The organism is Methylocapsa sp. S129, assembly GCF_009765995.1.
GTDB lineage: Bacteria > Pseudomonadota > Alphaproteobacteria > Rhizobiales > Beijerinckiaceae > Roseiarcus.
Genome location: NZ_LMUI01000012.1, coordinates 1 through 26,549, shown reverse-complemented (window position 1 = coordinate 26,549; position 26,549 = coordinate 1). Strand labels below are relative to the sequence as shown.

Below are 26,549 nucleotides of genomic sequence, written 5' to 3'. Positions count from 1 at the left end.
TCAACAAAAAAGGACGCAGCCATGCATGGGCTAACCAAAAAAGCTGAAGCGCCGCCCTGGGCGCCGTTCGAGGATCGCCGGCGTGCGCGCGACGAGAAGCGCGACGCGGTGCTGCGCATGGCGGTGCAGATGTTCCTCGACGAAGGCTATCACCGCACCACGCTGAACGAGGTCGCGGCGCGGCTGAACATCACCAAGCCCGCGCTCTACAATTATTTCCGCAGCAAGGAAGACATCCTCATCGAGTGCTATCGGCTGGGCCAGGACATGTTCGAGGCGAATATCGCCGCCATCGAGCGCGAGAGCGGCGATGGCCTCGACAAGCTGCGCCGGCTGATCCGCGCCTATGCGCAAGTGATGATGACGGATTTTGGCATGTGCCTCGTCCGCCTCGACGATCGCGAATTGTCGACCGAAGCGCGCGCCGGGGTCCGCAAGGCCAAGCGAACCTATGACGCGGCCTTCCGGACCGCGATCGCGCAGGGCGTCGCCGATGGTTCGATCGCGCCGCGCGATCCCAAGCTCGCCACGCTTGTCATCACCGGATCGCTGAACTGGATCGGCCAATGGTACAGACCGGACGGCGAACTCTCGGCTGCGGCTCTTGCCGATGAGTTCGCGCTCAGATTGACTGAGGGGCTCGCGGCCAGAAAATCCAGATCAAGAAACGCGGAACGCGGGGCGCGGTAGACGCTTGCCGCCAAAAACTATTCTCGGGGGAGGGCGACCATGAACATTACGCATGGATTCAAGCGCGCATTGCAGGTCAATGCGGATGGTCTCGCGACCGTCTTTGGCGATCGACGCAGAAAGTGGCGCGATCTCGGCGAACGCGCGCCGCGCCTCGCCGCCGGTCTTGCCTCGCTCGGCGCCGGCCCCGGCGAACGGGTCGCGATCCTGTCACTGAATTCCGACCGCTATCTCGAGACCTATCTCGCCGTCGCCTGGGCGGGTGCGGTGATCGTGCCGCTCAACATCCGCTGGTCGCGGCAAGAGAACGAGGATGCGCTGCGCGATTGCCGCGCGGCGATCCTGATCGTCGACAAAATGTTCTCAGGCGTCGGCGAGAGCCTGGCGGCGGCGCTGCCTGGGCTTCGCCTCGTCTATGCCGACGACGACGATGCGCCCGCCGGCGCCCAGCATTACGAGGCGCTGCTGGCGCGCAGCGCGCCGATGCCCGATGCGATGCGCCAGCGCGAGGACCTCGCCGGCATCTTCTATACCGGCGGCACGACCGGGCGCTCCAAAGGCGTGATGCTGAGCCACGACAATCTGATGGCCAATGCGCTGAACGCTCTCAGCGAGGGGCTTTTCCCGAGCGAGGCCATTTATCTGCACGCCGCGCCGATGTTCCACCTCGCCAATGGCGCGGCGATGTTCGCGCTGCTGCTCAGCGGCGGCGCCAATGTCATCATCAAAGCCTTCAGCCCGGAGGCGGCGATGGCCTCGATCGAGCGCGAGAAGGTGACGGAAGTGTTGCTCGTGCCGACCATGATCCAGATGACGGTCGATCATCCCGCGCTCCCATCGCATGACCTGTCGTCCCTGACGCGCATCGTCTATGGCGCCTCGCCGATCAGCGAGGCCGTGCTCGATCGGGCGATGGCGGCGCTGCCCGATACGCAATTCTGCCAGGCCTATGGCATGACGGAGCTGTCGCCGATCGCGACGATTCTGCACTGGAAGGAGCATATCGGCGAGGGCCGCGCCAAGGGGCGCCATCGCGCCGGCGGCCGCGCGACGCTGGGCTGCGAGGTGCGGATCGTCGATCCCAGCGATCAGCCGGTGGCGCCAGGAATCGTTGGCGAAATCGTCGCGCGCGGCGATAATGTCATGATGGGCTATTGGGAGCGCCCGGAAGAGACCGCGCGCGCTCTTGTCGGCGGCTGGATGCATACCGGCGACGGCGGCTATATGGACGCGGACGGCTTTGTCTATGTCGTCGACCGCGTCAAGGACATGATCATTTCGGGCGGCGAGAATGTCTATTCGATCGAGGTCGAGAATGTCGTGGCGCAGCATCCGGCCGTCGTGCAATGCGCGGTGGTCGGCGTGCCGAGCGACGAATGGGGTGAAGAGGTCCATGCCGTCGTCGTCAGGCGGCCCGACGCGCAGGTGAATGGCGAGGAGATCATCGCGTTCTGCAAGGCGCGGATAGCCAATTACAAATGCCCGCGCTCGGTCGATATCCGCGACGTCCCGCTGCCGATGTCCGGCGCCGGCAAAATCCTCAAGCGCGAATTGCGCAAGCCATTTTGGGAAGAGAAGGAGAGGCGGGTGAATTGAGCGCGGGCAATCTCGCCGCATGCGCCGACGCTCCGCTCCGCCGGCGGCCCAGTTTCACGATCGTTGGGGCCGGCCTGAATCTGCTCTGGATAATGATTTCATGCCGAGCCACAATTGCGGGCCCTTGGCGCCGCGAAGGTCGACGCAGAAAGCGTCCCGCGAATGACGCTTCCGACTCGCTTTCCTCCTCGGCGGCACAGGCGCGACGAGCTATTCAGATGAATTGACCGCCGCCGATCCTAGATCGCCGCCGTATAGAGCTCGTGCGGTTGATCGAGGCCTCGCAGATTGTGCAGACCAAGCGACGTCAGGCGTCGCCCATAGGCTCCCGCGAAATCGTCGCTCATCACGACGGGCAGGTCGAGCGACTTGGCGATTGCTTCTATTCGGGTGACGAGATTGACCGCGGGCCCGATGACGGTGAAATCGAGACGGTCGGCTGATCCGACATTGCCGTAGATGACCATGCCGTAATGCAGCGCCACGACAATTTCCAATTCCGGATGGCCGTCCTCGGACTGCCGAGTGCGAAGCGCGCTCAGCTTTGTCTGCGCCTCTTGCGCGGCGGCGAGCGCATTCGCGGCCGCCCGTTGGGCGTCGGCGGGATCAGCGACAGGAAATATCGCCAACAATCCATCGCCGATAAATTTCAAGATCTCGCCGCCATGGTCCGCGATCGCGCGCGCCTGCAAATCGAAAATGTCGTTGAGCATGGCGATCACGCGCTCGCCCGGCAGACGATCGGAGAGTTGCGTGAAGCCGCGCAGGTCTGACGACCACAGCACCGCGGAGATTGCCTCGCCGCTGCCCCGCCGCATTTGCCCAGCCAGCACTCTGGGACCGGTCAGCGGCCCAAGATAGGTCTTGAGGACGTTTTCTGCGATTTGTCGCTGACTGTTCATGTCGGCGATCACCGACAGCCGTTCGGACAAAGACGAGAGATCGCGAATTTCGCGCTCGGTGAAGCCGCTTGGCCTGTCGGCGACGTAGATCGCAACATGAACGCCAAAGCCGAACTGACTGGCGATCGGCAGCGCGAAAAACTCGGTGGCGCCGCGCGCCTTCAGATCGTGCAACACAGGAAAATCGAACGGGGCTTCGGGCCCGTCCATCCGGCGCCGCAGGGTCTCGCCGCCCTCGCGCACCCGCCGTATCGGATTCTCCTGATAGGGGATGAAATCTGCTATTTCATGCTTAATCATGATCTTCTGCGTCTGCGCCTCGTCGCGCCACCACACATAGGTGGCGCCGAGAAACTGCGGATGCAGCGTGTTGCTATGAAGGCTGGCGCGAAGCAGAGGCATGCCCGTCGCGACCAGCCGCCACGCCAGCTCATCGAATGTCTGCGTGAAGGAAGGATTCCGGCGCGCGCCGCCAATCAGCCATTCGGCAATCCCCTCGATCGTCTCGGAGCCAGGACGTTCGGTCGCCGGGCGCTGGAACGACTCCACGGTCACGAGGTTTTTAGGGTCGATCGTCGGCCGCGCCGCGGACTGGCCCAATAACTCGCTCGGCATGATCTGATCCTATAAGTCGCAGCGGCTCGCCGCCCGAAGGGCGTTATCACGTCAGCCGGCAGTGTCCAGCGCGTAAGCGCTTTATTCTCAATCGTCGCGGCGGCGCAAGATGCGCGCTCAGCGCGCGCGCCTACAAATCCGCCCGGCGTTTGGCCTTCTATCAAGGCGCCGAATGCGCGTTTGGCGCGCTGGCGTCATTCCCGGGCATGGGGCCTGGAAGCGGCTCCGGGGCGCCGCAATGCGGGCAGAAGGGTATTTTCTGCCTGGGGTGCATGACCCATTTGAAATGGCAGTTCGGACATTCCGCATGCATGTGCGGAATGGGGCGGTTTTCCCAGGCCCGGATGACGGCCCAGAATAACAACGTCGCAATATCCTCGCCCAGGTTTTCGAGGACGATGTACAATGTCCTTTCATGCCCGTGATCGTGCCAGTTTGTTGCGTAATCATCGATGATGAAAATGACGGACGGCGCCAAAAAAATATACCATCCATAGCGGCGCATGAAATTCATCATCGCGCTATGGTCCGCTTGAGACGAAGGATGAGAATTCTACCGACCTGCTCGCCACGCAAAGCCTCTAAGTCGTCAAGCGGCTCCTATAGCGGGAGCGTTCGATCTTGCCGGGAGACTGCTCCCCCGCGTTGACAGATGAAGATGACATGTTGGTCTTTACGGTTTGCTATCGCGTAGCGTTGTTTTCGCGGTCCGGCGGCCAATCGAAATCGCTAGGCGCCAATCAAAAAGGCAAAGGCGGCATGCGGCGCATATCGAACCCTCACGAGCCGAAACGTCGAAAGACCGCTTTCATCTCGGCGTCCGTCGCGAACTCGCCGCGGTCCGCCTGGTCGACGCCCTCCTGCACGGCTTCGCAGTGCTCAGGCGAGATCGTCTCCGGGGGCCGATTGTCGATGCGGTGGCTCGGCGCGCCGGCGCGCGGCGCGGGCAGGCATCCGGGTCACGAATCCGACCGTGTTGACAGGTCGTTGGGCCATGACGACAAGATAAGGGTTTTTCAGGCGGCGCGAAAGCGCCCGCCCTGGGTCATCAGATACGGGACTTAGTGACGGGGCAGTTTCCTTCATCGTCATTGGGAGCGGAGCCCGGACGAATGCTACGCATTCGCCTTGAGAACCAGTCCAGCTATCGCGACCTCTGCCCAATTGTTCGCAACGCTTGCGAATGCGCGGCCCTCATCAGCAAGCCGCACGACATCTGGATTGGTTCTCAAGGCGAATGCGTAGCATTCGTCCGGGCTCCGCTCGCAATGACAGATTCACCGCGGTCATCGCAATGGCTTCGGCGATAGAGAGCATCGCTCAATGAAACAGCCGGCGATCTTTATCATGGCGAGCAAGCGTAACGGCACGTTGTACGCTGGCGTGACGTCGAATCTCTCCCAGCGCGTGTTCCAACATAAGGAAGGGCTGACGCCCGGGTTCACAACGAAATACGGTTGCAAGATGCTGGTCTATTACGAGCTCTACGAAGATATGGCCACGGCGATTGCGCGCGAGAAACAAATCAAGGGCCGCTCGCGGCTGAAGAAGCTGATGCTGATCGACAGGTTCAATCCGGAATGGCGAGACCTCTATCTGGACCTCGCCTGAGTAGCGCAAAACGCCGACTGGTCGTCATTGCGAGCGGAGCGAAGCAACCCGGGCGTCGTGACCTTTGCCTATTTGTTCGTGTCAGACGATTCAGCAAGACGCTGATCACTCCGCTGCGGCCTGAAACAGCAACCGCCACGACGCCTGGGTTGCTTCGCTCCGCTCGCAATGACGAGCGGCCTGGGGTCGCGATATTCAAGCGAGATTGCCTCTCGTCGCCTCCCAACCCGCTTCTCCCACCGTCCTTGCCGCAACGAGCCGCCAGACGTCGAGCTGACCCTTGCCTTTCAGGTCGACGCGGAAGGGGCCTTCGAAATCATAGGCGCGGGCGAGGGCGTCGCGGACGAATTTCGTGACGCGGATCTGGCCTTCGACGCCCTGGCTCTCCATCCGGCTCGCCACATTCACCGTGTCGCCCCAGACGTCGAAGATGAATTTCGACTCGCCGATGACGCCGGCCGTCACCGGGCCGGCGTTCATGCCGATGCGCACCGTCAGCGCGGCGCCGTCGGGGGTGGTGACGCTTCGGGTCGCCGCGAGCATGTCGAGGGCGGCGGCGGCGAGCTTGTCGAGATGGGCGGGATCGGAAAAGGGAATGCCGCCGGCCAGCATGTAGCAATCGCCGATCGTCTTGATCTTCTCGAGGCCATAGCGCTGCGCAATCTGGTCGAAGCGTCCGAACAGCGCGCCGAGCATCGAGACGACCTGCGTCGAGCTCAGCCGCGACGACAGACGGGTGAAGTCGACGACGTCGGCGAAGAGCAGGCTCGCTTCGGGGAAATCGTCGGCGATCGGGTTTTCGCCGTTGAGCTTGCGCGCCGCGATCGACGGCGGCAGCACATTGTGGAGCAGGATGGTGATCTGCGTGCGCGCCTCGGCGAGGTCGAGCCGCTGCAGCCAGGAAATGCGCTGCGTGCGATCGAGCAGATAGGAGCCGATGGCGGAAAAGGCGACGACCAGCGCCATCCAGGCCCATTGATATTCGATGACGAGAGGCGGTTCGGGCAGAAGGACCGTGACCACCAGGAGGAAGATGCCGATCGTATAGAGCGCCAGCAAGGCGCCTTCGATGAAGGTGACGCCGCAGAGCGCAAAACATGTCACCGCGGCCATCGTATAGACCGCCGACGGCGGGTCATAGGCGTGCGACGTTGCGCTCAAACTCATCAGATACAGCGCCAGGAAGAGCGCGTTGCCGGCGATGACCACGAGGCCCATCGGTTCGATCCAGCGCCCGGGCCTGACCAGGATTGTCGCTAGAAAGATGAGCGCGAAGCCGATGATTCCCGCCAGACTCACCGTAAACAACGCGGCGGAGGGATCCTGGATCGTGAAGCGGTCCAACGTCAGGAACGCGAGATAGGCGAGCGATCCGGCCAGAGCGCTGATCCGGTTGGCGAGGATGCGATAGGGGAGGCGGGCTTCGTGGTAGCGGCGCTCCAATTGCCGATCGCCAAAGCGCAGCGTCACGGGATGCATCGATGGCGCGCGCGCCAGGTCTTGGTCTTTTTGGGCGATCTCCATCCGAAACGATCCAGCCTTCCAATAAAAGTCCGGCGACGGGCAAAAGCCGTAGGCGCCAGGCCAACCCTTGGCGCCATGGCGTTTTAACAGCGCCGGGAGAAACGCGCCTTGTCTTTATTTGTCTGCCGCTTTGGATATTAAATTTTAATTTAATCACGTGGCCGAGCGCGTCTCGCGACATTCGACGTCTTTGACATATCAATCGCTTTGAGACAGTCATGAAGAACGCGCAGCCGACAATCGGCATCCGGCTGCATCGACCCCTTTCATGTGTTTCGATGGACGAGGACTTGGGCGCTCCGTACACAGAATCCGAGCGGCTCGCGGCGCTCGCCCGCTATGGCGTTCTGGATACGGAGCCAGAGCCCGGCTTTGACGATATCGTGCTTCTTGCGACGCGGATCTGTGAAACGCCCGTCGCGCTCGTCAGTCTGGTCGCGGAGAGCCGCCAATGGTTCAAGGCGCGCATCGGGTTCCCGCCATGCGAAACGCCGCTCGGCCAATCCGTATGCGCCCATGCCTTGCGCCAAAAAGGCGTTTTGATGATCCCCGACCTGACGCTGGACGCGCGCACCTGGGCCAACACGCTCGTCACGGGCGAGCCGTTTATCCGGTTCTACGCCGGCGCCCTTCTTGAAACGCCCGACGGCGTCCCGCTGGGCACGCTTTGCGTCATCGACACCAAGCCGCGTCCGGAAGGGCTGACGCCGGCTCAGACCGACAGCCTGCAGGCGCTGGCGCGGCAGGTGATGGGCCAGATGGAGTTGCGTCGGATCAAGCAGCATCAGGAGATGCTCAAGAACGAGATGAGCCATCGACTCAAGAACATTCTGACGATGGTGCAGGCGGTCATTTCCCAGACATTCCGGAACGCTAGGAATATCGAAGATGCGCGCGAGACGCTGTCGAATAGAATTCTCGCGTTGGGAAGGGCTCAGGAAATATTGTTCGCCGGCTCGACCGAAAGCGCCGGTCTTGCGTCGATCATCCAAAGCGCCGCCCAGTTGCACGGCGACGAGGGGGAGCGGCGATTCCATATCCGCGGACCGGCGATCGAGGTCGCGCCGAAAGCAGCTCTCGCGCTGACGCTGATGATGCACGAGCTGGCGACGAACGCGGCGAAATATGGCGCGCTATCGACTTCGAACGGCAATGTCGCCGTCGGCTGGAAGGTGACGGCCGCCGGTCAGGAGCAGCAATTGTCGCTCCTCTGGCGCGAAAGCGGCGGCCCGGCCGTCGCACCGCCAAAACATCAGGGCTTTGGCACGCGGCTGATCGAACAGGCGCTCGCAAGCCAGGTGCGCGGCGTCGTCGCGCTGGACTATCTCAGCACGGGGCTTGAATGCCGCCTGGACGCGCCGCTTTCGGGGCTTAGCGACATCCTGTAGGCGAGGCGCTTCGTGCTGAAGACTCCCGCCCGGGAACTTCCCAGGGAGAAGCATTGAAATCCAAAATCGCGTCCGGCCGGCAGCGCCGGGCTAGCCTTCCCGGCCCAATTGCGTTTTAACAACGCCCGGAGGATCGCGCCTTGTCTTTTTCGTCGCTGCTTGTGTTCATTGGCGTCTATCTCGCCGCCGTCGCTACGCCAGGGCCCGGCGTCGCCGCGCTTGTCGCGCGCGTCCTCGGGCAGGGCCTTGCCGGCATCGCGCCGTTCATCGCCGGCTTTTTGGTCGGCGACCTCATCTGGTTTTCCGTCGCGGCGACCGGGCTCGCTGTGCTCGCGCATGAATTTGCGGGAGTCTTCACGGCGATCCGGCTGGCCGGCGTCGCCTATCTCCTCTATCTCGCCTGGACGATGTGGCGGGCGCCCGCGCGTCCCGCCGATGTTGGGCCCGTGCAAAGCGCCAGCGGCGCGCGGTCGTTCCTGGGCGCGCTGTCGCTGACGCTGGGCAATCCCAAGGTGATCGTGTTCTTTCTGTCGATCATGCCGCTCGTCGTCGACCTCGATGCGATCAATGCGAAGACGGCGATCACGCTGGCGGCGACGATGATGGGCGTGCTGAGTTCGGTGCTGCTGACTTACGCCCTCGCCGCCAACCGGGCGCGCAAATTGTTTCGCTCCTCGCGCGCGATGAAGATGATCAACCGCGGCGCGGCGGGCGTGATGGCGGGCGCGGCGCTGGCGATCGCGGCGCGCTGAAATACGCGCTTCTATTCATGCGCAAATAGGACAATATGGCTGACCTGATCGCTATTGGCGAACCTCTGTTCGAACTCAACCAACCGGGCGACGACGCCCCTTTCCAGCCTGGCTATGGCGGCGACACGTCCAACGCCGTCATCGCCGCCGCCCGGTCGGGCGCCTCGACCGGCTATTTCACCGCGGTCGGAGCCGATCGTTTCGGCCGATCGCTGGTCGAATTGTGGAAGGCCGAGGGGGTCGACGCGAGCCGGGTGATCGTCAATAACGGCGCCCATACCGGCATCTATTTCGTCACGCATGGCCCGGACGGCCACGAATTTTCCTATCTGCGCGCCGGTTCGGCCGCCAGCCGCATGACGGAGGCCGATATCCCCGCCGATTACATCGGCGCGGCGCGCCTGCTGCATGTCTCGGGCATCAGCCAGGCGATCTCCTCCTCGGCGGCGGACGCTGTCTTCGCCGCCATCGAAATCGCCAGGGGGCGTGGGGTTTTCGTCTCCTACGACACCAATCTGCGCCTCAAGCTCTGGCCGCTGACGCGGGCGCGTGCGGTGATCCATGAAGCGATGAAAAGCGTCGACATCGCATTGCCCGGCCTCGACGACGCGCAGAAACTGACCGGCCTCGATCAGCCCGATGCGATCGTCGATTTCTATCTCCGGCTCGGCGCGAAGATCGTGGCGCTGACGCTGGGCAAGGAAGGCGCGCTGGTGGCGACGCCGCAGCGGCGCGAAAAGATCGCCTCTATCAAAGTCGACGCTGTCGATGCGACGGGCGCCGGCGACGCCTTCGACGGCGCTTTTCTCGCCGAATATTTGCGCGCCGGCGACCCGTTTCAGGCCGCCCGTTTCGCCAATGTCGCGGCGGCCCTTTCGACGCGCGGCTATGGCGCCGTGCCGCCGCTGCCGACGCGCGCACAAACGCTGACGGCGCTCGCCAAAACGTGAGAAGCGATACAAAGCTGTGGTCGAGGTTGCGCAGCCGGTCCGGCGCCGCTAAGGCATAATCGAGCGTTTCTCGATAGTTTCCCTTTCAGGATTATGGCTTTGGGCGAAGAGATGGGCCCGCGCCTCGACACAGCGGCCGTGCGCGATCGCTTGATCGAGGCAGCCCGCGAGGCGGGTGCGATCGCGTTGCAGTTCTTCCGTCCGGGAGAGCGCACCAGTGCGCGCATCGAATACAAGGCCGGCGGTTCGCCCGTCACCGAAGCTGATCACGCCGTGGACGCGTTCTTGCGCACGCGCCTCAGCGCGGCTTTCGCCGGCGCCGGCTGGCTGTCGGAGGAGACCGAGGACGATCCGGCGCGCCTGGCCTGCGCGAGCGTGCTCATCGTCGATCCGATCGATGGGACGCGCGGGTTCCTGGCGGGCGATCCGCGCTGGGCCGTTTCGATCGCGCTTGTCGTCGCCGGCCGTCCCGTCGCCGGCGTGGTTCACGCGCCGGCGCTCGCTGAGACTTATGCGGCGGCGCGGGGGCATGGGTCGACCCTGAACGGCGCGACGATCGCGATCTCCCCTCGTCAAACGCTTGCGGAAGCGCGCATCGCCGGCCCAAAGCCGATGGTGGAGGCGATCGGGCGCGCAGCGGGAGTTTCATTCGATCCGCAGTCAAAAATCCCTTCGCTCGCCTATCGGATGGCGCTGGTCGCCAGCGGCGCGCTCGATCTCGCCCTCGCCTCGGAAAAATCCCATGATTGGGACATCGCCGCCGTCGATCTTATTCTGACGGAGGCCGGCGGCCGGCTCGTCGAAGCCGCGGGCGAGCCCTTGCACTATAATAAGGCGGAGACGCGCCATGGCGTCCTCTTCGGCGCCTCGGCGGGGATGATCGGCTCGTTCGTCGCCGCGGGCCGCCTTGCGATCGGCAGTCCCTTGGCATGAGGAATGCAGGCCGCGACAGCGCTCCGCCGCAATCGGCGACGGGCGCGAGAAGGATGACGAATCTTTCGCATCGTGATAGGAAATCGCCATGACGCAAGCTGCGGACCCTACGCAAACCAACCCATCGACAACCGAGGAATCCAAGCAACTCCTGCATCTGGTTTTCGGCGGCGAATTGAAAAGCCTCGACTCGAATGAGTTTCGCGACCCGTCGAAGATCGACGTGGTCGGCATTTTTCCCGATTACGCGAGCGCCGCGCGCGCCTGGCGCGGCAAGGCGCAAGCTTCCGTCGATAGCGCGCAGACGCGTTATTTCATCGTACACCTCCATCGCTTCCTCGATCCTGCGGGGCTCGCGCGAAAAACGTCCTGATTTCAAAATGCTGAAGCGCCGCAGCCGGGTGGGATTGGTGGGGGAGGCGCCGGGATTTCCGCTGGCGGCTACTGACCCGGCGTCGGCTTGAGGGGCGCATGAAATTGCCGCTTTCGCTCGTCGCCTATCGTCTCGCGACCGGCGCCTTCGCCCCTTTGAGCGGGCCTTTGCTGTCCTGGCGGCTGTCGCGCGGCAAGGAGGATGGCGCGAGAATAGGCGAGCGGCGCGGCGAGCCAGGTCTTGATCGGCCGGCCGGCGTGCTGGTCTGGCTGCATGGCGCGAGCGTCGGCGAGGCGCTGTCTCTGCTGCCGCTGATCGAGAGGCTGACGCAGCGCGGACGCCATGTGCTGATTACGACGGGAACGGTCACTTCGGCCGCGATACTCGCGGACCGTCTGCCCGCCGGCGCTTTTCATCAATTCGTGCCGCTCGACGCCCCTCAATTCATGCGCCGTTTCATCGCGCATTGGCGGCCCGATATCGCGCTGATCGCCGAATCCGAGCTCTGGCCGAATTTCATCGTCGAGGCGGAAAAGGCGGGCACGCCCATCGTTCTCGTCAATGCGCGCCTTAGCGAGCGTTCGTTCCGCCGCTGGAGCGGGCTGAGCGCCTTTATCGGCGCGCTGCTGGCGCGCGTCGATCTGTGCCTTGCGCAGAGCGAAGGCGACGGCGAGCGCTTCGCCGCGCTCGGCGCGCCTAATGTGCGGCTTGTCGGCAATTTGAAATATGACGCGCCGGCGCCGCCCGCCGATCGACAAGAACTCGCATCCCTGTCGGGCCGAATATCGGGCCGCCAGGTCTGGATCGCCGCCTCGACCCATGCGGGCGAGGAAATTCTGATCGGCGAGGCGCATCGCATTCTGGCGCGCACTTTCCCCGATCTGCTCACCCTGATCGCGCCGCGCCATCCTCAGCGCGGCGCCAGGATCGCCGCGCAGTTGCAAGAGCTCGACCTCAATTGCGCGCTTCGCTCGGCGGGCGCGCAACCCAGCGCCGAAACAGCGGTCTATATTTGCGACACGATTGGAGAACTCGGCCTGTTCTATCGATTGGCCGGCGTGGTTTTCGTCGGCAAATCGCTCGTTCCTGGCGGCGGCCAGAATCCGATCGAGCCCGCCAGGCTCGCCAGCGCCATCCTGCATGGACCGCAGGTCGCCAATTTCGCCGATGTCTACGCCTTGCTCGATTCGGCCGGCGGCGCCGCATTGGTGCGTGATGCTGAGGAGTTGGCGCAGACGCTCGCGGCGCTTTTTATCGATGGCGGACGCTTGCGTGCGATGGCGCGCGCCGCCGCCCAGATCGTGGAGGGCCAAACCGGCGCGGTCGATCGCACTGTCGAGGCGGTCGAGCCCTATTTGGCGCGGGCGGCGCTGGAGCCGGCGTCTTGAGGGCGCCAGGCTTTTGGGCGCGACGCGAGCCGGGCGTCCTCGCTCTCGGCCTGGCGCCTTTGGGCGCGCTCTACGGCGCCTTCACCGCGAGGCGCATGGCGCGGCCGGGCTTGCGGGTCGGCGTCCCGGTCATTTGCGTCGGGAATTTTGTCGCTGGCGGCGCGGGCAAGACGCCCGCCGCCATCGCCATCGCGCATCTGCTGCGCGATAGGGGCGAGAAGGTCGCGTTCTTGTCGCGCGGCTATCGCGGCGCGGCGCGATCCGGCGCTGTCGCGGTCGACCCGAACATTCACCGCGCCGAGGACGTGGGCGACGAGCCTTTGTTGCTCGCCCGCGTCGCGCCATGTTTCGTCGCACGCGATCGACGCCTTGCCGCGCAAGCCGCGATCGACGCCGGCGCCAGCGTCCTGGTCCTCGATGACGGCCTGCAGAGCCCGGCGCTCGCCAAGGATTGCAGCTTCGCTCTCATCGATGGCGGGGCCGGCTTTGGCAATGGCCTCTGCCTGCCTGCCGGTCCTTTGCGCGCGGCGCCGGCCATGCAACTGCCCTATGTTTCGGCCGTGGTCTTCGTTGATGGCGTCTCGGACGCCAGCGTAGCGGCGCATGAGGCCGTCTCGGAGAAGATGATCCTGAACGCGCGTCTTGAGCCTGATCCTCTCGTCGCGGCGAATTTGCGCAACCAGAATGTTCTGGCTTTCGCCGGCATCGGGCGGCCGGATAAGTTTTTCGCCACCCTCAGGGCGCTGGGCGCGCGCGTGGTCGTCGCGCGCGGCTTTGCCGATCACCAGCTTTATTCGTCGGCGCAACTGGACGGGCTTCTTGCGGAGGCCGCCAATCTCCGGTTGACCCCGGTGACGACGCAGAAGGATGTTGTGCGCCTGGCGCCGGCCTATGCGGAGAAAGTCGTAGTTTTGCCCGTGGCCTTGCGCTTCGATGAGGCCGGTCAGGTCGCGGCTCTGCTGACCGAGGCGCTGGCCAAGCGACGGGCGACGCCTTGAAGGACGATCGTTCCGGAAAAGGCTTGACCGGGCGCTCGCTATGGCGAGGCTCACGATCCCCAGCGGGATCGATTCGAAAGAGGAGATTTGATATGAAACCGGCGCTTCTGGCGGCTTTTGCCGCGCTGACTTTGGCAGGCTGCAATTCCCCCGGCCCCATGCCGGCCGCCGCGCCGCCGGCGCCCAATTCGATCGTCGTGGCGCCGTCCAATTTCCAGATGCCGCAAGGGAGCGGCTGCGCGGGCGAGGTCGCTCGCTACCGGGCCGTTCAGGACGACGATCTGGCGATGGGTCAGATCGCCAAATCGGTCTACAATCAAATCCATGCCGAGATCGCGGCGGCCGAGCAGACCTGTTCGGCGGGCCATGATGAGGAAGCGCGCGCGATGATCCTCGCCTCGCGCAAGCGCCACGGCTATCCGACGGCGCTTTAAGCGCCGGCCAGCGCGTAGCGCAGGAAATCGGCGATAAAGCGCGGGCAGTTGATTGTTTCGATGTCCGGCGCGCGGCGTACGATATGCATCCGCCGCAGCTCCGCATTCAGGTCATCAGCGAGGAAGGAATCGACGCGAGTCTTGATGCTTTGCGCGGTCGCGGCGACGCGCATGATCTTCATGCAGGCGATGCGCGGCGGCGCATAGACGATCGTCCATTCCGGCCCCATCGCGACTTCATCGGGCGAAATGCCGGTCTCCTCCTGCAATTCGCGCCGAACGCTCGCGGCGAGATCGACGCGGTCGCCGAAAATGTCGCTTGGGTCGGGCGTGCCGGCGGCGAAATAAACCGACCCCGCATTGGCCGTATGAGCGGCCATTTCACCAAGCAGAAAAGCGCCGTCGGACGATTGCAGCGCGGCCATCGAGAAACAATTGCACACGGCTGCGTCCGGAAATCCAAAATCGCGCCAGGCGAGAAAGGCTTTGAAATCCGTCTCGAAATAGGCGCCGCGCAAAATCGTCGCGCCATCGTTCCGCTTCGCAAATTCGTGGCGCCCCAACAGCAAGACGCGGCCGTCGAACATAAGCGGCAGGGCCGCCTTGCGCTGGGCCCAATGCGCGGCGATTTGATCGGCCTGGCTTTGGGCGAACGCCCAAGGGGCAGGCTCATAGGCCAGATCAAGTTCCGTAACTTCGAAAATGCGCGCGTCCGCCTCGCTCATAGGTCGATCGCGCCCTGTGAGACGACGATCGCCGATCCGCCGATGGTGGCCGATAGAAGCGCGCCATGTTCGACGTCGATTCCAAGCGAAATGAAGCTCGGCCGGCCCATTTCGAGGCCCTGTTCGATGACGAACATATGCTCGCCGTCGCCAGGGCGCTCGAACTGCATGATGACGCCGGCGAAGGCGGCCGCGGCGCTGCCGGTCGCGGGATCTTCGACAATGCCCAAACCCGACCAGAACATGCGCGCATGCCAGGTCGAGCCGTTGCTCACGACCTCATTGGTGTAGAGATAAACGGCCGGGCCGCCGCTCTCGCCCCAGAGTTTGAGATTGGGCCGCACTTTGGCCATTGCCGTGAGGCTGGCGATGGGGATGAACAGATTGGGCTTGCCCGCGCCATACATTGTGGGTCGATGGGACCCAAAGCCGATATCGGCGGCGCTGAGGCCGAGGCCGGCGGCCAGCGCTTCGTCGGACGGCGCCTCGCCGGTCTTTTCGGGAAGGCGGGGCAGCGTGAAATAGGCGGCCATCGCCTGACCTTTGCGATGGCGCGCGATGCAGACGACATCGCCGACCTGCTCCTCGACGACGATGCGCAAATCCTCGCGCGCGAGCAGTTCGGGCGCGCGCAAATGGGCGAGCAGAACGGCGGCCCCCACCGTCGGATGGCCGGCGAACGGCAATTCCTGGACGGGCGTGAAAATCCGCAGGCGCGCGGTATTGATCGGGTTGCGCGGCTCCTTGACGAAAACCGTCTCCGCCAGATTGAATTCGCCCGCAATCGCCTGCATTCTGGCGTCGTCGAGCCCCTCGCTGTCGAGAACGACAGCGAGGGGATTTCCCGCGAGCGCCACATCCGTGAAAACATCGAGCGTGTAGAATTGGCGGCGCATTACGCGTTCCTAGATTCTTTCCGCGACAAACAGGCGCGAGGGACGAATGAATTCTTCCTGCGCGGCGATGATCTCAAGCTCTTGCGATCCCGCTTTCGCGGTCGCCGCGACGAGACCATAGACGGAAGAGGCCGCGAGCGCGATGGCTTCGGACGCGCTATGCGTTCGCAGCCAATGGGCGAGGAAAAGCGCGGCGATGACGTCGCCCGCGCCATTCACCTTGATCGGCGCCTTGGGCGTGCGCAATCGCCAAAGCGCGCCATTCTCGGAAACCACCATGTCGATCGCATCAGCGGGCGTGTCGTCGAGGGCGAGCGAGGTGACGAGGATCACGCGCGGTCCGCGCTCGTGCAGGGCGCCCAGCGCCGCGCGCGCGCCGCTCATGTCGGTCGAAGGCAGATTCGAAAGCAGATCGAGTTCGAAATGGTTCGGCGTCAGGATCGTGGCGGCGGGCAGGGCGCGCTCGCGCATGAATTCGACAACGCCCTCGCGCACAAAAATGCCGCGCCCGACATCGCCGAGTACAGGATCGCAGCAATAGACCGCTTCGGCGTTTTGATCGCGGACGGCGCCGACGCCGCGCAAGATCGCCGCGCCAATTTCCGGCGAGCCCATATAGCCGGACAGAACGCCATTGCAGCGGGCGAGGGCGCCACGCGCGGCGACGCCCGTCACGCAATCGTCGATCATCGCGGCGTCGAAAACCTGGCCGCGAAAATCGGGATAGCCGGTGTGATTGGAAAACTGCACCGTGTTGATCGGCCAGACCTCGCAGCCGATCCTCTGCAATGGAAACGCCGCCGCCGAATTGCCGACGTGGCCATAGACGACGTGGGACTGGATCGACAGGATGGAGACAGGAGGGGAATGGGGCATGGGGTCCGATGAGGCTTTAGCGGGCGGTGTGATGAGGATCAGGCGCGCCCAAACTTCGACTTTTGAAGGCGCGGTTAAGCGGTCGCCCGCGATGGCGCGCCGAGCTGGCCGAACGAGTCCTCCACCAGACTCATATGATGAAACATCGCGGCATGCGCCGCCGACGCGTCGCATGCGACGATGGCTTTGACGACGGCGGCATGTTCGGCATGCGAGCGCGAGCTGCGCCCCTCGGTTCGAAACTGTGCGCGTCGAAACGGCGCCAGTCGCCGCCGCAGCGCCGTGGCGAAATCGGACAGGATTTCGTTATGCGCGCCGAGATAGATCTGGGTGTGGAAGTTGATATTGGCCGCGGCGTAGGCGTCGCGATCATCGCGCAGCACGATCGCCTCCATCGTCTCCTGAAGACCCTGCAAACGGCGCCGTTCGATCGGCGTCATGCCCATCGCCGCCAGCCGAGCGCATGTCGCCTCGATCTCCGCCATGGCGCCGAACATCATTTCGAGTTGAGACGAGGTGACGTTTGCGACCGTGGCGCCGCGCCGGGGTTTGACATCGATCAGGCCCGTCGAGGCGAGCTGTCGCAGGGCCTCGCGCACCGGCGTCCTTGATACGCCGTAGCGCTCGGCCAGCATGCCTTCGTCGAGCCGAAGCCCAGGCTGGAATTCGCCGGACAGCACGGTCTCGGCAATGGCTTCGGCAAGCCGATCGGACTGCGTCGAACCTTCGAACTTAGCCTGCCTCAACGACGCATTCCGATCTGCTCCAAAGCCCGGTCTTTGTGCAGGGTTAGCATAGAATATCAGCATGCAAAACCATAATTTAAGCATACAAATATACGATTTTGCATACATAATGGCAATCGTGCATGCAGATATTGCGAGGGCTTTCGATGCCTCCGTCCGTACACCCTGTCGATGAGGTGTTGCCGCTGCCCAAGCTGGTCGCCCTGGGCCTCCAGCACGTTCTTGTCATGTATGCGAATGCGGTCGCCGTGCCGCTGATTCTGGGCGGCGCGCTCCATCTGCCGAAGGATCAGATCGCTCTGCTGATCAATGCCGACCTCTTCGCCTGCGGCATCGCGACGCTCATCCAGACCATCGGAATCGGCCCGGTCGGCATCCGGCTGCCGATCATCATGGGCGTGACGGCGGTCGCGATTTCTCCGATGCTCGCCATGGCCGCCATGCCCGGCGTCGGGCTCCCCGGAATCTATGGCGCGGTGCTCGTTGGCGGCGTGTTCGGGCTCTGCGCCGCGCCGTTCATCAAATATGTGCTGCGATTCTTCCCGGCGGTGGTGACGGGGACGATCATCACGATGATCGGCGTCGTGCTGATGCGCGTCGGCGTCGCCTGGGCCGGCGGGGGGGCGGCCGCGTCGGATTTTGGCGCTGCGGGCTATCTGTCGATCGCCGCGCTCGTGCTGGCGGTCATCCTGCTCGTCATCCGATTCGCCAAAGGCTTTGTGCAGAACATGGCCGTCCTGATCGGCATCGCCGCGGGATATGTCGCCACCATCGCACTGGGCTGGACGGATTTTTCCGGCATCCAGAGCGAGCCGCTGCTTCGGATCGTGCTGCCCCTGCAGTTCGGCTTGCCGGAATTCACCCTCGTCCCTTGCCTCACCATGTGCCTGGTCATGACCATCGTCTTTATCGAGGCGACGGGCATGTTCCTCGCGCTCGGGTCCATGACGGGCCGGCAGATCGGCGCCGACGACGTCAAGCGCGGTCTTCGCGCCGATGCGATCGGCACGATCATCGGCGCGCTATTCAACACTTTTCCCTATGTCTCCTACTCGCAGAATATTGGCCTCGTCAGCGTCACCGGCGTCTACAGCCGCTGGGTCTGCGTCGCCGGCGGAATCATCATGCTGGCGCTCGGCCTCCTGCCGAAACTCGCCTTCATCGTCGCCTCCGTGCCGCCATGCGTCTTGGGCGGCGCCGGCTTCATCATGTTTGGCATGGTGGCGGCGACGGGTATCAAGATCCTCTCAACGGTCGACTTCGCCAGCCAGCGCAACAGCGTTCTTGTCGTCGCGATCTCGATCGGCTTTGGCCTCATCCCGATCGTATCGCCGAATTTCTTCCGGATATTTCCCGACGCGCTCAAACCGATCTTCGGCGACGGCATCATCCTGACGTCGATATCAGCGGTGCTGCTGAACGCCTTCTTCAATCGCACGAGCCAAGCGCAGGCCGAGGCGGACACATTGCTGGCGGCGCAGGCCGCCGAGCACATCTGATTCTGATCGTTCAGACGGGCTTCGATGAGGGAACGCTGCGCTCTCACCACCGGGGCAAAGGTCGGCGTCGCGCCTCAGGCGAATCGAAGACGAGCGACATCTCCTCGCTAAAGCAGCCGCGGCATGAGCGACGGCCTCGGCCTTGAGGCGGACTCGAAATCCTGAGACACTGCGCCGGCAGCCTGCGCTGCGCGCCACGGAGAATTCGTCATGCCCCATATTTCCGCGCACCATCAACCGCGCCGCGCTGACGCATGAGCGACGCCATCGCTTATCTCGCACGCGCCATCGAGCAGGGGCGGGGCCTCTCTCAAGCCGACATTGTCCTCAAGGGCGGACGCATCTTCGATCTCGTCACGGGTTCGCTGGAGAAAAGCGATGTCGCGATCTGCAACGACCGGATCGTCGGGACTTATGGCGATTACCGCGGCGCGGTCGAAATCGATGTTTCGGGCAAGGTGATTGTCCCGGGCTTCATCGACACGCATCTGCATGTGGAATCCTCGCTCATCACGCCGCTGGAATTCGATCGTTGCGTGTTGGCCCATGGCGTCACCACCGCGATCTGCGATCCGCATGAGATCGCCAATGTGCTGGGCGTGACGGGCCTGCAATATTTCCTCGACGCCTCGATGGCGACGGCGATGGATTTGCGCGTGCAATTGTCGAGCTGCGTGCCGGCGACCCATCTGGAGACTTCGGGCGCGCGGCTCGAAGTCGACGATCTGTTTCCGCTCAGCCGCCATCCCAAAGTGCTGGGTCTCGCCGAATTCATGAATTTCCCCGGCGTGCTCGCGCGCGATCCAGCGTGCCTCGCCAAACTCGCCGCCTTCCACGACCGGCGCATCGACGGCCACAGTCCATTGCTGCGCGGCCTCGACCTTAACGGCTATCTCAGCGCGGGCATCCGCACCGACCATGAAGTCACCAATGTGCCCGAAGCCCTGGAGAAGCTTGCCAAAGGCATGCAGATCCTGGTGCGCGAAGGCTCGGTCTCGAAGGATTTGCACGCGCTGGCGCCCATCATCACCGAGCGCAACTCGCCCTTCATCGCGCTCTGCACCGACGATCGCAATCCGCTCGACATCGCCGAGGAAGGCCATCTCGATTTCATGATCCGCACCGCGATCCGCCTTGGCGCGCCGCCGATCGCCGCCTATCGCGCCGCGAGCATTTCGGGCGCGCGCATTTTCGGCTTGATGGATCGCGGCCTCGTCGCGCCGGGCTGGCGCGCCGATCTCGTCGTGATCGACGATCTCGAGACTTGCGCGGTTTCCAAGGTGTTCACCGCCGGCCGGCTGGTTGGCGAAGCCCTGTTTGCGACGCGCGGGACGCTCGCACCCGTCGGCCGCCGCAGCGTCAAGGCGCGCCGCGTTTCGGCGCGCGATTTCGTCGCCAAAGGGGCGGGTCCCTCGACGCAGGCGATCGGCGTCACGCCCGGCAAGATCATCACGCAGCGCGTGCCCGTGACCTTGCCCTATGTCAATGGCGAACGGCAGGTCGACCTCGACCAGGACATGGTCAAGGTCGCGGTCGTCGCGCGGCATGGAATCAACGATAATATCGCCACGGCTTTCGTGCATGGCTTTGGCATGAAGCGCGGCGCCATCGCCTCGTCGGTCGGCCATGATTGTCATAACATCACGGTGGTCGGCGCCAATGAAGAGGATATGGCGATTGCGGTCAATCGGCTGATCGAAATCGAAGGGGGCTTCGCCGTCGCCGAGGGCGGCCGCGTGCTCGCGGAACTTGCGCTGCCCGTGGCGGGCCTGATGAGCCTGCTCAGCTTCGAGGAGGTTCGCGAGGCGCTGGTGCCCTTGCGCGCGGCGGCCAAGAGTCTCGGCGTCGTTCTCGCCGAGCCGTTCCTGCAGGTCGCCTTCCTGCCGCTGCCGGTGATCCCGCATCTGAAGATCACCGATAAGGGGCTGGTCGACGTCGACCGGTTCGAATTGGTGCGCGATTAGCCGGTTCGGCGCGCCGCGCCCCAAACGAAAACCAAGGCAAGCGCCAGCCAGCCAAGGATCATCAGCGAACCGCCGATCGGCGCCGCCATGGGAAACAGGCGCGCGCCGGTAAAAGCCCTTGTCGCAAGATCGGCGCTGAAGACGATCGTCCCCAATCCAAGGCCTGCGCCGTCGATAAGGAGGGCGCGCGCGAAAGCGGCGTCGGCGGCATAGGCGCGGGCGCAGGCGGTCAGGCCGAGCAGCGCCGCCGCGTGCAGGACGAGAAAATAGGCGGCCGTCTGCCCCATTTCGCCGCCGCCCGTATGCGTGGCGGCCGCCGCCAAGGCCACGCCGCCAGCGCCCATCACGGCGGATAAGGCGCCGAGCGCCGGGATAAATCGTTGCATGGAAGACCTCTTCTGGCGGCGCCTAGGGAACCACGAGCGCCCGAAGGCGTTGTTTCGTCAAGCATTTAGCTCTTATGGCAAGACGGCGGAATTGTAATCGCTCATAACAATTTGCCCTTGAAGGAAGGAAACGGGCGGCGCATATATCTTTTGTGCGACGCAACATCTTCTTCCAGAGCCTGCGGCGGCTCATGCTCGTCATTTCTCGTTTCAAGAACGGATAGGATATGAGCCGGCTGAGCAAACGCACCGCGATTATGGCGGCCTCGGCGATGCAGACGGGCATCGACGCGGCGGTCACCATCGCCGCCCGCACCCCCGGCCTCTTGAATCAGAGCTTCAATCCGACCGCCGAAAGCGTGCGCGAAACCCAACGCATGTTCCAGGAGAAGGTCGACGCCGTCTATGAAGGCGCGGCCGCCGCGCAATTCGCCTGGGCCTCTTTCTTTTTGAAAGCCTCGTTCGGCGGCATTCGCAACGCCAGCGATCTGTCGCTTGGCCTCGCCGACGTCGCGGAAGCCGCGATCAGGCCGGCGCGGCGCAAAGTGCGCGCCAACGCCAAGCGGCTTACCGGCCTGCCGAAGATCGGTTAAAGCAGTCCCGTAAGCGAAAGCATCGCCGCGTCGGGAATCGCCCATGCCCTTTGTCCAGCATCTCCATGATTTCATCGCGACCTATGGCTATCTCGCGGTTTTCGTCGTCGTTTGCCTTGAGAGCGCTGGCGTGCCGATGCCGGGCGAAACGGCCTTGGTCACCGCCGCGATTTTCGCCGGTCAGGGCACGCTCGACATCAAATGGGTGATCGCCAGCGCTGCTTTGGCGGCGATCATCGGCGACAATGCCGGCTATTGGGTTGGGCGCGAATTCGGCTTCCCGATCGTTCTGAAATACGGCCGCTACATTCGTCTCGACGAGGCGCGGCTGAAGCTTGGGCAATATCTGTTTCAGCGCCACGGCGGCAAGATCGTGTTTTTCGGCCGCTTCGTCGCCGTCCTGCGCGCTTTCGCGGCATTGTTGGCGGGCATCAACCGGTTGGAATGGCCGCGGTTCTTTGCGTTCAACGCGGCAGGCGGCATTGTCTGGGCAAGCATTTTCGGCTTCGGCGGCTTTTTCCTCGGCCATGCCTTTGAGCATTACGCCAAGCCGGTGGGGATCGCGGCCTTGATCTGCGCCGTCATCGGCGCCGTGGCGGCGAGCCGCTTCATCAGCCATCACGAGCAGAGATTGATAGCCGAAGCGGAAGCCGCCTTGCCCGGCCCGCTGGTCGCGCCGCGCGATCACAGCGGCGCCTAATCCCTTCGCCCCGCGTAGCGGGGAGAAGGTGGCGCGAAGCGCCGGATGAGGGGCAGCGCGTCGCCGAAAATTAGCGTGGCGGACAAACGGCACGGACAGCGCCGCGCCTCACCCCAGCCCTCTCCCCGCTACGCGGGGCGAGGGGGCGGGCAGCGCGACGCCGCGCTCGGTCGGGCCGATCCATACCCGCTTTTGTTCCGAACGGCGCAAGATGTCGACCGAGATCGTGCGGTTGATCTTGTCGGCGTCGAGCAGGCGCAGCAGATCCTCCACGCCGTTCACCGGGCGCCCGTCGAGTGCGATGATCATGTCCCCGGTCAGCAAGCCAGCGTGGTCGGCGGGTCCCGATTGCTCGATGCTCAGGATGCGTGCGCCGGTTGTCTGCGTCAGGCCAAGGCGCAGCGCGATGCGCCGCGGAATCGGCGCCGTGCCGCCGCCAAGGCCGATATAGGCGCGGCGCACCCGGCCGTGCCGCGCGATTTCGCCGAGCACGAAATTGGCGGTGTTGGACGCCACCGCAAAACAGATGCCCTGCGCGCCCATGATGATCGCGGTGTTGATGCCGATCACTTCGCCCGCGGACGAGACCAGCGGCCCGCCCGAATTGCCGGGATTGAGCGCCGCGTCGGTTTGCACGACGTCCTCGATCATGCGCCCGCTCTTGGAGCGCAGCGAACGCCCCAGCGCCGAGACGACGCCCGCGGTGACGGTCGCGTCGAAGCCGAGCGGATTGCCGATCGCGATCGCGATCTGGCCGCGCCGCAGTTTCGAACTGTCGCCAAGCTTGGCGGCCGGCAGCGTGACGCTGTCGTCGATGCGCAGCAGCGCGAGATCGCAATCGGGGTCGTCGCCAAGCACGCGCGCGTGGAATTGGCGCCCTTCGAGCGTCAAGACTTCGGCGCCGCGCGCGCCCTGCACGACATGGCTGTTGGTCAGCACCAGCCCGTCGGGCGAAACGATCACGCCGGAGCCCGAACCGCCATTAGCGCCGTTGCGCTTGATGTCGATGCGCACGACGCTGGGGCCGACGCGATCGACGACATCGCTGACCGCGCGCGAATAGGCGTCGAGCGCCTCGGCGTCGCTGACGGCCGAGGGGGCGCCGGAGCCGGAGGATTGCGAGCCTGAATCGAGCGCGAAAACGACGTTGGATGGGGTGGGGGATGAATCGAACATAGGCGAGATATGGGAAGCGGCGCCGGGCGCGACAAGATGGCGCCCATGCGGCCGCCGGCCCCGCGCGTTCAATGGATATCCGGCTCCGCCAGCGTCTCGCCGCGCTCGAGGAAGTCGAAATCGCAGCCCTCGTCGGCCTGCCGGATCGAGCGGGCGAATAGAGCGCCATAGCCGCGCGACAGGCGTGGCGGCGGCGGTTTGAACGCCGCGCTTCGGCGGCCAAGTTCCGCCTCGCCGACTTCGAGATCGAGACTGCGGTTTTCGACATTGACGGCGATGATATCGCCGGTGCGCGCCAAAGCTAGCGGGCCGCCGATATAGGCTTCGGGCGTCACATGCAGAATGCAGGCGCCATAGCTCGTGCCGCTCATCCGCGCATCGGAAATGCGCAGCATGTCGCGCACGCCGGCGCGCACCAGTTTCTTGGGGATCGGCAACATGCCCCATTCGGGCATGCCGGGCGCGCCTTGCGGACCGGCGTTTTGCAGCACCAGCACATGGTCGGGCGTTACGTCGAGATCGTCGCGCTCGACGCTTTCCGCCATCTCGTCATAGCTTGAGAAGACCAGAGCCGGGCCGCGATGGGCGCGCAGCCGCGGATCGGCCGCGGCCGGCTTCATCACTGCGCCGCGCGGCGCGAGATTGCCATAGAGGATGGCGAGGCCGTCGCGGCCGGCGACGGGATTGTCGAGCGAGCGGATGACGTCGGGCAGCCAGACTTTGCTTTCCGCGATATTCTCGGCCAGCGTACGGCCATTGACCGTCTGCTGACCGAGGTCGAGCAACCCGGCCATTTGTGCGAGCAAGGCGCCTAGGCCGCCGGCGTAGAAGAAATCCTCCATCAGGAATTGCCCGGTCGGCCGCAGATTGGCGATCACCGGCGTGCGCCGCGCGATCTCGTCGAAGCGCTTGAGATCGAGCGCGACGCCGGCCCGCCGCGCCATCGCGATGAGATGGATGATCGCATTGGTCGAGCCGCCAAGCGCCATCAGAACGGCGACCGCATTGTCGAACGAGGCGGCAGTCAGGATCGCGGAGGGACGCACATCCTCGAACACCATTTCGACGGCGCGCCGCCCGGTCTCGGCCGCCATGCGCGCATGGGCGGAATCGGCGGCGGGGATCGAGGAAGCATTGGGCAACGTCATCCCGAGCGCCTCGGCCAGCGCGGTCATGGTCGAGGCCGTGCCCATCGTCATGCACACGCCATAGGAGCGCGCGATGCCCGCCTCCATCTCGCTCCAGTCGGCCTCGCTAATCTTGCCGGCGCGTTTCTCGTCCCAATATTTCCAGACGTCCGAACCGCTGCCGAGCGTCTGGCCGCGATAGGCGCCGCGCAGCATCGGCCCGGCGGGCATGAAGATGGCGGGAAGGTCGGCGCTGATCGCGCCCATCAGCAGGGCAGGGGTGGTCTTGTCGCAGCCGCCCATCAGCACGACGCCATCGACCGGATGCGAGCGGATCAGCTCTTCGGCCTCCATCGCCAGGAAGTTGCGATAGAGCATGGTGGAGGGTTTGACGAAGGTTTCCGACAGCGACATGGCGGGAAGCTCGATCGGAAACCCGCCCGCCTGCAGCACGCCGCGCCTGACCTCTTCGGCCCGCGTCCTGAAATGGGCGTGGCACGGATTGATGTCGCTCCAAGTGTTGATGATCGCAATGACCGGCTTGCCGGCGAAATCGGCGCGGTCATAGCCCATCTGCAACAGCCGCGAGCGATGGCCGAACGAGCGCAGATCCTGCGGCCCGAACCAGCGGTAGCTGCGGAAATCCTCGGGTCGTTTGCGCGGGCGGCTCATGGTGGGCTCCGTCTACGGGGCGCGGCGAGTTTAGTCCCGCGGAACGAGGAATATCAAAGGGATGCGAGACGGTTTAGTTTCGCGCTTGTTCGGGATTCCTTGCAGCGAAAACACCTGACCGTCATTGCGAGCGGCAGCGAAGCAATCCAGACGAGGGCTGCCAGAGCCAAAGTCTGGATTGCTTCGTCGCTTCGCTGCCTCGCAAGGACGGATGACCGATCGCGAGGGTGGGGCTGAACGACGCAACATGTAACGCCGACAATGATATCGGGGAAATCCGGGATTGTCGAGAAATTGTCGATGGAGTCAATATTTTACTGAATGATATCAATGCATTATGATCTGATTTGCCGAGCTGCGGCGGTCAACATGGGGTTGGTGAGAACCGACCGGACTGGCGACAATTCGAATTTGGTCAGGAGATGGGCTCGTCCACTGCCGCTGCAATCCCGTAAGCCGATCGTAACCTCATCGGGAAGGACCCAGCGCCATGCGCCGCCGGCTCACAATTTTCATCCTTCTGCTCGGCGCTTGGGCGTCGACGCCGGCGCTCGCCCTCAACACTGACGATTACGCCGCGATGATGGGGATGCTTTGGCGGCTGCGGGAGCCTGTTTGTCCGTCGATGTCGTTCGATCCCGCGATATTCGTGAAAGCGATGAAGCTGCCGGGCGGCAGCCCTGAAGCCGTGCGGCGCAGCCATCGCGCCGCCTTCGATCGCGGCTATGCCATTGGCACGGAGTGGATCGGCCAAGGCTCGACGAGCGACTTCTGCAAAGCGGTCCAGACTTTTTTCGACGGCAAGCACGATTTCTGGGGCGCTGTGAAAGAGACGCCGGACGCGCCGGTTCCGGGCTTGACGATCCGCGACTGACATTGGCGGAACTTCGTCTCGGGATTGCGCCGCCCCTCATCCGTCATGCTGCGCATGACACCTTCTCCCCGCTACGCCTACGGCATTCACACGAGTGATTCCCATTAGGGTCGATGTGTGATTCAAGCGCCTTTTGTTGCGGGGCGCGATGGGTCATGGCT

At 64.1% G+C, this 26,549-nt stretch carries 26 protein-coding genes; 16 read left to right on the top strand and 10 right to left on the bottom strand.

The features are described from left to right. Positions 1–21: 21 nt before the first annotated feature. On the top strand, positions 22–690 hold the full coding sequence (locus tag GSQ90_RS08010) for a TetR/AcrR family transcriptional regulator (RefSeq protein WP_246731473.1): 669 nt from the start codon (positions 22–24) through the stop codon (positions 688–690). A gap of 39 nt (positions 691–729) precedes the next feature. Then, the gene (locus GSQ90_RS08005) at positions 730–2,286 is read left to right on the top strand and encodes a long-chain fatty acid--CoA ligase (protein ID WP_158814306.1); all 1,557 of its coding nucleotides are present in this window, start codon (positions 730–732) and stop codon (positions 2,284–2,286) included. 239 nt (positions 2,287–2,525) lie between these two features. Here GSQ90_RS08005 and GSQ90_RS08000 read toward each other — a convergent pair whose 3' ends face one another. Both GSQ90_RS08000 and GSQ90_RS07995 read right to left on the bottom strand, forming a co-directional pair. After that, positions 2,526–3,803 (bottom strand): adenylate/guanylate cyclase domain-containing protein, encoded by a 1,278-nt coding sequence (locus tag GSQ90_RS08000; protein WP_158814305.1) that lies wholly within the window; start codon positions 3,801–3,803, stop codon positions 2,526–2,528. A 160-nt stretch (positions 3,804–3,963) separates the two neighbouring features. Further along, on the bottom strand, positions 3,964–4,320 hold the full coding sequence (locus tag GSQ90_RS07995; protein WP_158814304.1) for a hypothetical protein: 357 nt from the start codon (positions 4,318–4,320) through the stop codon (positions 3,964–3,966). A gap of 806 nt (positions 4,321–5,126) precedes the next feature. Here GSQ90_RS07995 and GSQ90_RS07990 point away from each other — a divergent pair. After that, on the top strand, positions 5,127–5,414 hold the full coding sequence (locus GSQ90_RS07990) for a GIY-YIG nuclease family protein (RefSeq protein ID WP_158814303.1): 288 nt from the start codon (positions 5,127–5,129) through the stop codon (positions 5,412–5,414). Positions 5,415–5,609: 195 nt separating this feature from the next. Here the strand turns inward: GSQ90_RS07990 and GSQ90_RS07985 are convergent, their stop codons facing one another. Then, on the bottom strand, positions 5,610–6,938 hold the full coding sequence (locus tag GSQ90_RS07985) for an adenylate/guanylate cyclase domain-containing protein (RefSeq protein ID WP_158814302.1): 1,329 nt from the start codon (positions 6,936–6,938) through the stop codon (positions 5,610–5,612). 218 nt (positions 6,939–7,156) lie between these two features. Here GSQ90_RS07985 and GSQ90_RS07980 point away from each other — a divergent pair, with 218 nt between their 5' ends. The 8 genes from GSQ90_RS07980 (at position 7,157) to GSQ90_RS07945 (ending at position 14,154) form a co-directional block, all read left to right on the top strand. After that, a complete protein-coding gene (locus GSQ90_RS07980) occupies positions 7,157–8,326 on the top strand; it encodes an HWE histidine kinase domain-containing protein (protein ID WP_158814301.1) in 1,170 nt (389 codons plus the stop codon). A gap of 140 nt (positions 8,327–8,466) precedes the next feature. Next, complete coding sequence (locus GSQ90_RS07975; protein WP_158814300.1) at positions 8,467–9,078, top strand: LysE family translocator; 612 nt, start codon at positions 8,467–8,469, stop codon at positions 9,076–9,078. A 35-nt stretch (positions 9,079–9,113) separates the two neighbouring features. Beyond that, positions 9,114–10,028: a sugar kinase gene (locus GSQ90_RS07970; protein ID WP_158814299.1), complete on the top strand. Its 915-nt coding sequence runs from the start codon at positions 9,114–9,116 to the stop codon at positions 10,026–10,028. Between the two features lie 99 nt (positions 10,029–10,127). Further along, on the top strand, positions 10,128–10,961 hold the full coding sequence (locus GSQ90_RS07965; RefSeq protein ID WP_246731472.1) for a 3'(2'),5'-bisphosphate nucleotidase CysQ: 834 nt from the start codon (positions 10,128–10,130) through the stop codon (positions 10,959–10,961). 88 nt (positions 10,962–11,049) lie between these two features. Further along, positions 11,050–11,334: a DUF4170 domain-containing protein gene (locus GSQ90_RS07960; RefSeq protein ID WP_158814298.1), complete on the top strand. Its 285-nt coding sequence runs from the start codon at positions 11,050–11,052 to the stop codon at positions 11,332–11,334. A gap of 98 nt (positions 11,335–11,432) precedes the next feature. Then, a complete protein-coding gene (locus GSQ90_RS07955) occupies positions 11,433–12,722 on the top strand; it encodes a 3-deoxy-D-manno-octulosonic acid transferase (protein WP_158814297.1) in 1,290 nt (429 codons plus the stop codon). Beyond that, entirely contained in the window at positions 12,719–13,720 is a 1,002-nt protein-coding gene (gene lpxK, locus GSQ90_RS07950; RefSeq protein ID WP_158814296.1) for a tetraacyldisaccharide 4'-kinase, read from the top strand. Before GSQ90_RS07955 ends, lpxK begins: the two co-directional genes overlap by 4 nt. 92 nt (positions 13,721–13,812) lie before the next feature. After that, positions 13,813–14,154, top strand: coding sequence for a hypothetical protein (locus tag GSQ90_RS07945; RefSeq protein WP_158814295.1), 342 nt, complete (start codon positions 13,813–13,815; stop codon positions 14,152–14,154). Here the strand turns inward: GSQ90_RS07945 and GSQ90_RS07940 are convergent. The 4 genes from GSQ90_RS07940 to GSQ90_RS07925 all read right to left on the bottom strand — a co-directional run bounded on the left by GSQ90_RS07940 (position 14,151) and on the right by GSQ90_RS07925 (position 17,397). Further along, a complete protein-coding gene (locus GSQ90_RS07940; RefSeq protein WP_158814294.1) occupies positions 14,151–14,879 on the bottom strand; it encodes an NUDIX hydrolase in 729 nt (242 codons plus the stop codon). The genes GSQ90_RS07945 and GSQ90_RS07940 overlap by 4 nt on opposite strands. Next, positions 14,876–15,775 carry a PhzF family phenazine biosynthesis protein gene (locus GSQ90_RS07935; RefSeq protein WP_158814293.1) on the bottom strand — a complete coding sequence of 300 codons (900 nt, stop codon included), beginning with the start codon at positions 15,773–15,775 and terminating at the stop codon, positions 14,876–14,878. Before GSQ90_RS07935 ends, GSQ90_RS07940 begins: the two co-directional genes overlap by 4 nt. 9 nt (positions 15,776–15,784) lie before the next feature. Next, entirely contained in the window at positions 15,785–16,651 is an 867-nt protein-coding gene (pdxY, locus tag GSQ90_RS07930) for a pyridoxal kinase PdxY (RefSeq protein WP_158814292.1), read from the bottom strand. A 74-nt stretch (positions 16,652–16,725) separates the two neighbouring features. Further along, the gene (locus tag GSQ90_RS07925) at positions 16,726–17,397 is read right to left on the bottom strand and encodes a GntR family transcriptional regulator (protein WP_246731471.1); all 672 of its coding nucleotides are present in this window, start codon (positions 17,395–17,397) and stop codon (positions 16,726–16,728) included. 146 nt (positions 17,398–17,543) lie between these two features. Here GSQ90_RS07925 and GSQ90_RS07920 point away from each other — a divergent pair, with 146 nt between their 5' ends. Then, positions 17,544–18,896 (top strand): nucleobase:cation symporter-2 family protein, encoded by a 1,353-nt coding sequence (locus GSQ90_RS07920; RefSeq protein ID WP_158814290.1) that lies wholly within the window; start codon positions 17,544–17,546, stop codon positions 18,894–18,896. A gap of 254 nt (positions 18,897–19,150) precedes the next feature. Then, positions 19,151–20,860 carry an adenine deaminase gene (ade, locus tag GSQ90_RS07915; RefSeq protein WP_158814289.1) on the top strand — a complete coding sequence of 570 codons (1,710 nt, stop codon included), beginning with the start codon at positions 19,151–19,153 and terminating at the stop codon, positions 20,858–20,860. Here ade and GSQ90_RS07910 read toward each other — a convergent pair. Continuing rightward, entirely contained in the window at positions 20,857–21,246 is a 390-nt protein-coding gene (locus GSQ90_RS07910) for a DUF423 domain-containing protein (RefSeq protein ID WP_158814288.1), read from the bottom strand. The genes ade and GSQ90_RS07910 overlap by 4 nt on opposite strands. 227 nt (positions 21,247–21,473) lie before the next feature. Here GSQ90_RS07910 and GSQ90_RS07905 point away from each other — a divergent pair, with 227 nt between their 5' ends. Together GSQ90_RS07905 and GSQ90_RS07900 are read left to right on the top strand one after the other, a co-directional pair. Continuing rightward, the gene (locus GSQ90_RS07905; protein ID WP_158814287.1) at positions 21,474–21,839 is read left to right on the top strand and encodes a hypothetical protein; all 366 of its coding nucleotides are present in this window, start codon (positions 21,474–21,476) and stop codon (positions 21,837–21,839) included. A gap of 43 nt (positions 21,840–21,882) precedes the next feature. Next, positions 21,883–22,539, top strand: coding sequence for a DedA family protein (locus GSQ90_RS07900; RefSeq protein WP_158814286.1), 657 nt, complete (start codon positions 21,883–21,885; stop codon positions 22,537–22,539). Positions 22,540–22,647: 108 nt separating this feature from the next. Here the strand turns inward: GSQ90_RS07900 and GSQ90_RS07895 are convergent, their stop codons facing one another. Continuing rightward, on the bottom strand, positions 22,648–23,715 hold the full coding sequence (locus GSQ90_RS07895) for a S1C family serine protease (RefSeq protein ID WP_158814327.1): 1,068 nt from the start codon (positions 23,713–23,715) through the stop codon (positions 22,648–22,650). A 68-nt stretch (positions 23,716–23,783) separates the two neighbouring features. After that, positions 23,784–25,514 carry an L-arabinonate dehydratase gene (araD, locus tag GSQ90_RS07890; RefSeq protein WP_158814285.1) on the bottom strand — a complete coding sequence of 577 codons (1,731 nt, stop codon included), beginning with the start codon at positions 25,512–25,514 and terminating at the stop codon, positions 23,784–23,786. A 490-nt stretch (positions 25,515–26,004) separates the two neighbouring features. On the opposite strand from araD, the gene GSQ90_RS07885 reads away from it, so the two are divergent. Next, the gene (locus tag GSQ90_RS07885) at positions 26,005–26,388 is read left to right on the top strand and encodes a hypothetical protein (protein ID WP_158814284.1); all 384 of its coding nucleotides are present in this window, start codon (positions 26,005–26,007) and stop codon (positions 26,386–26,388) included. The last annotated feature ends 161 nt before the right edge of the window (positions 26,389–26,549 follow it).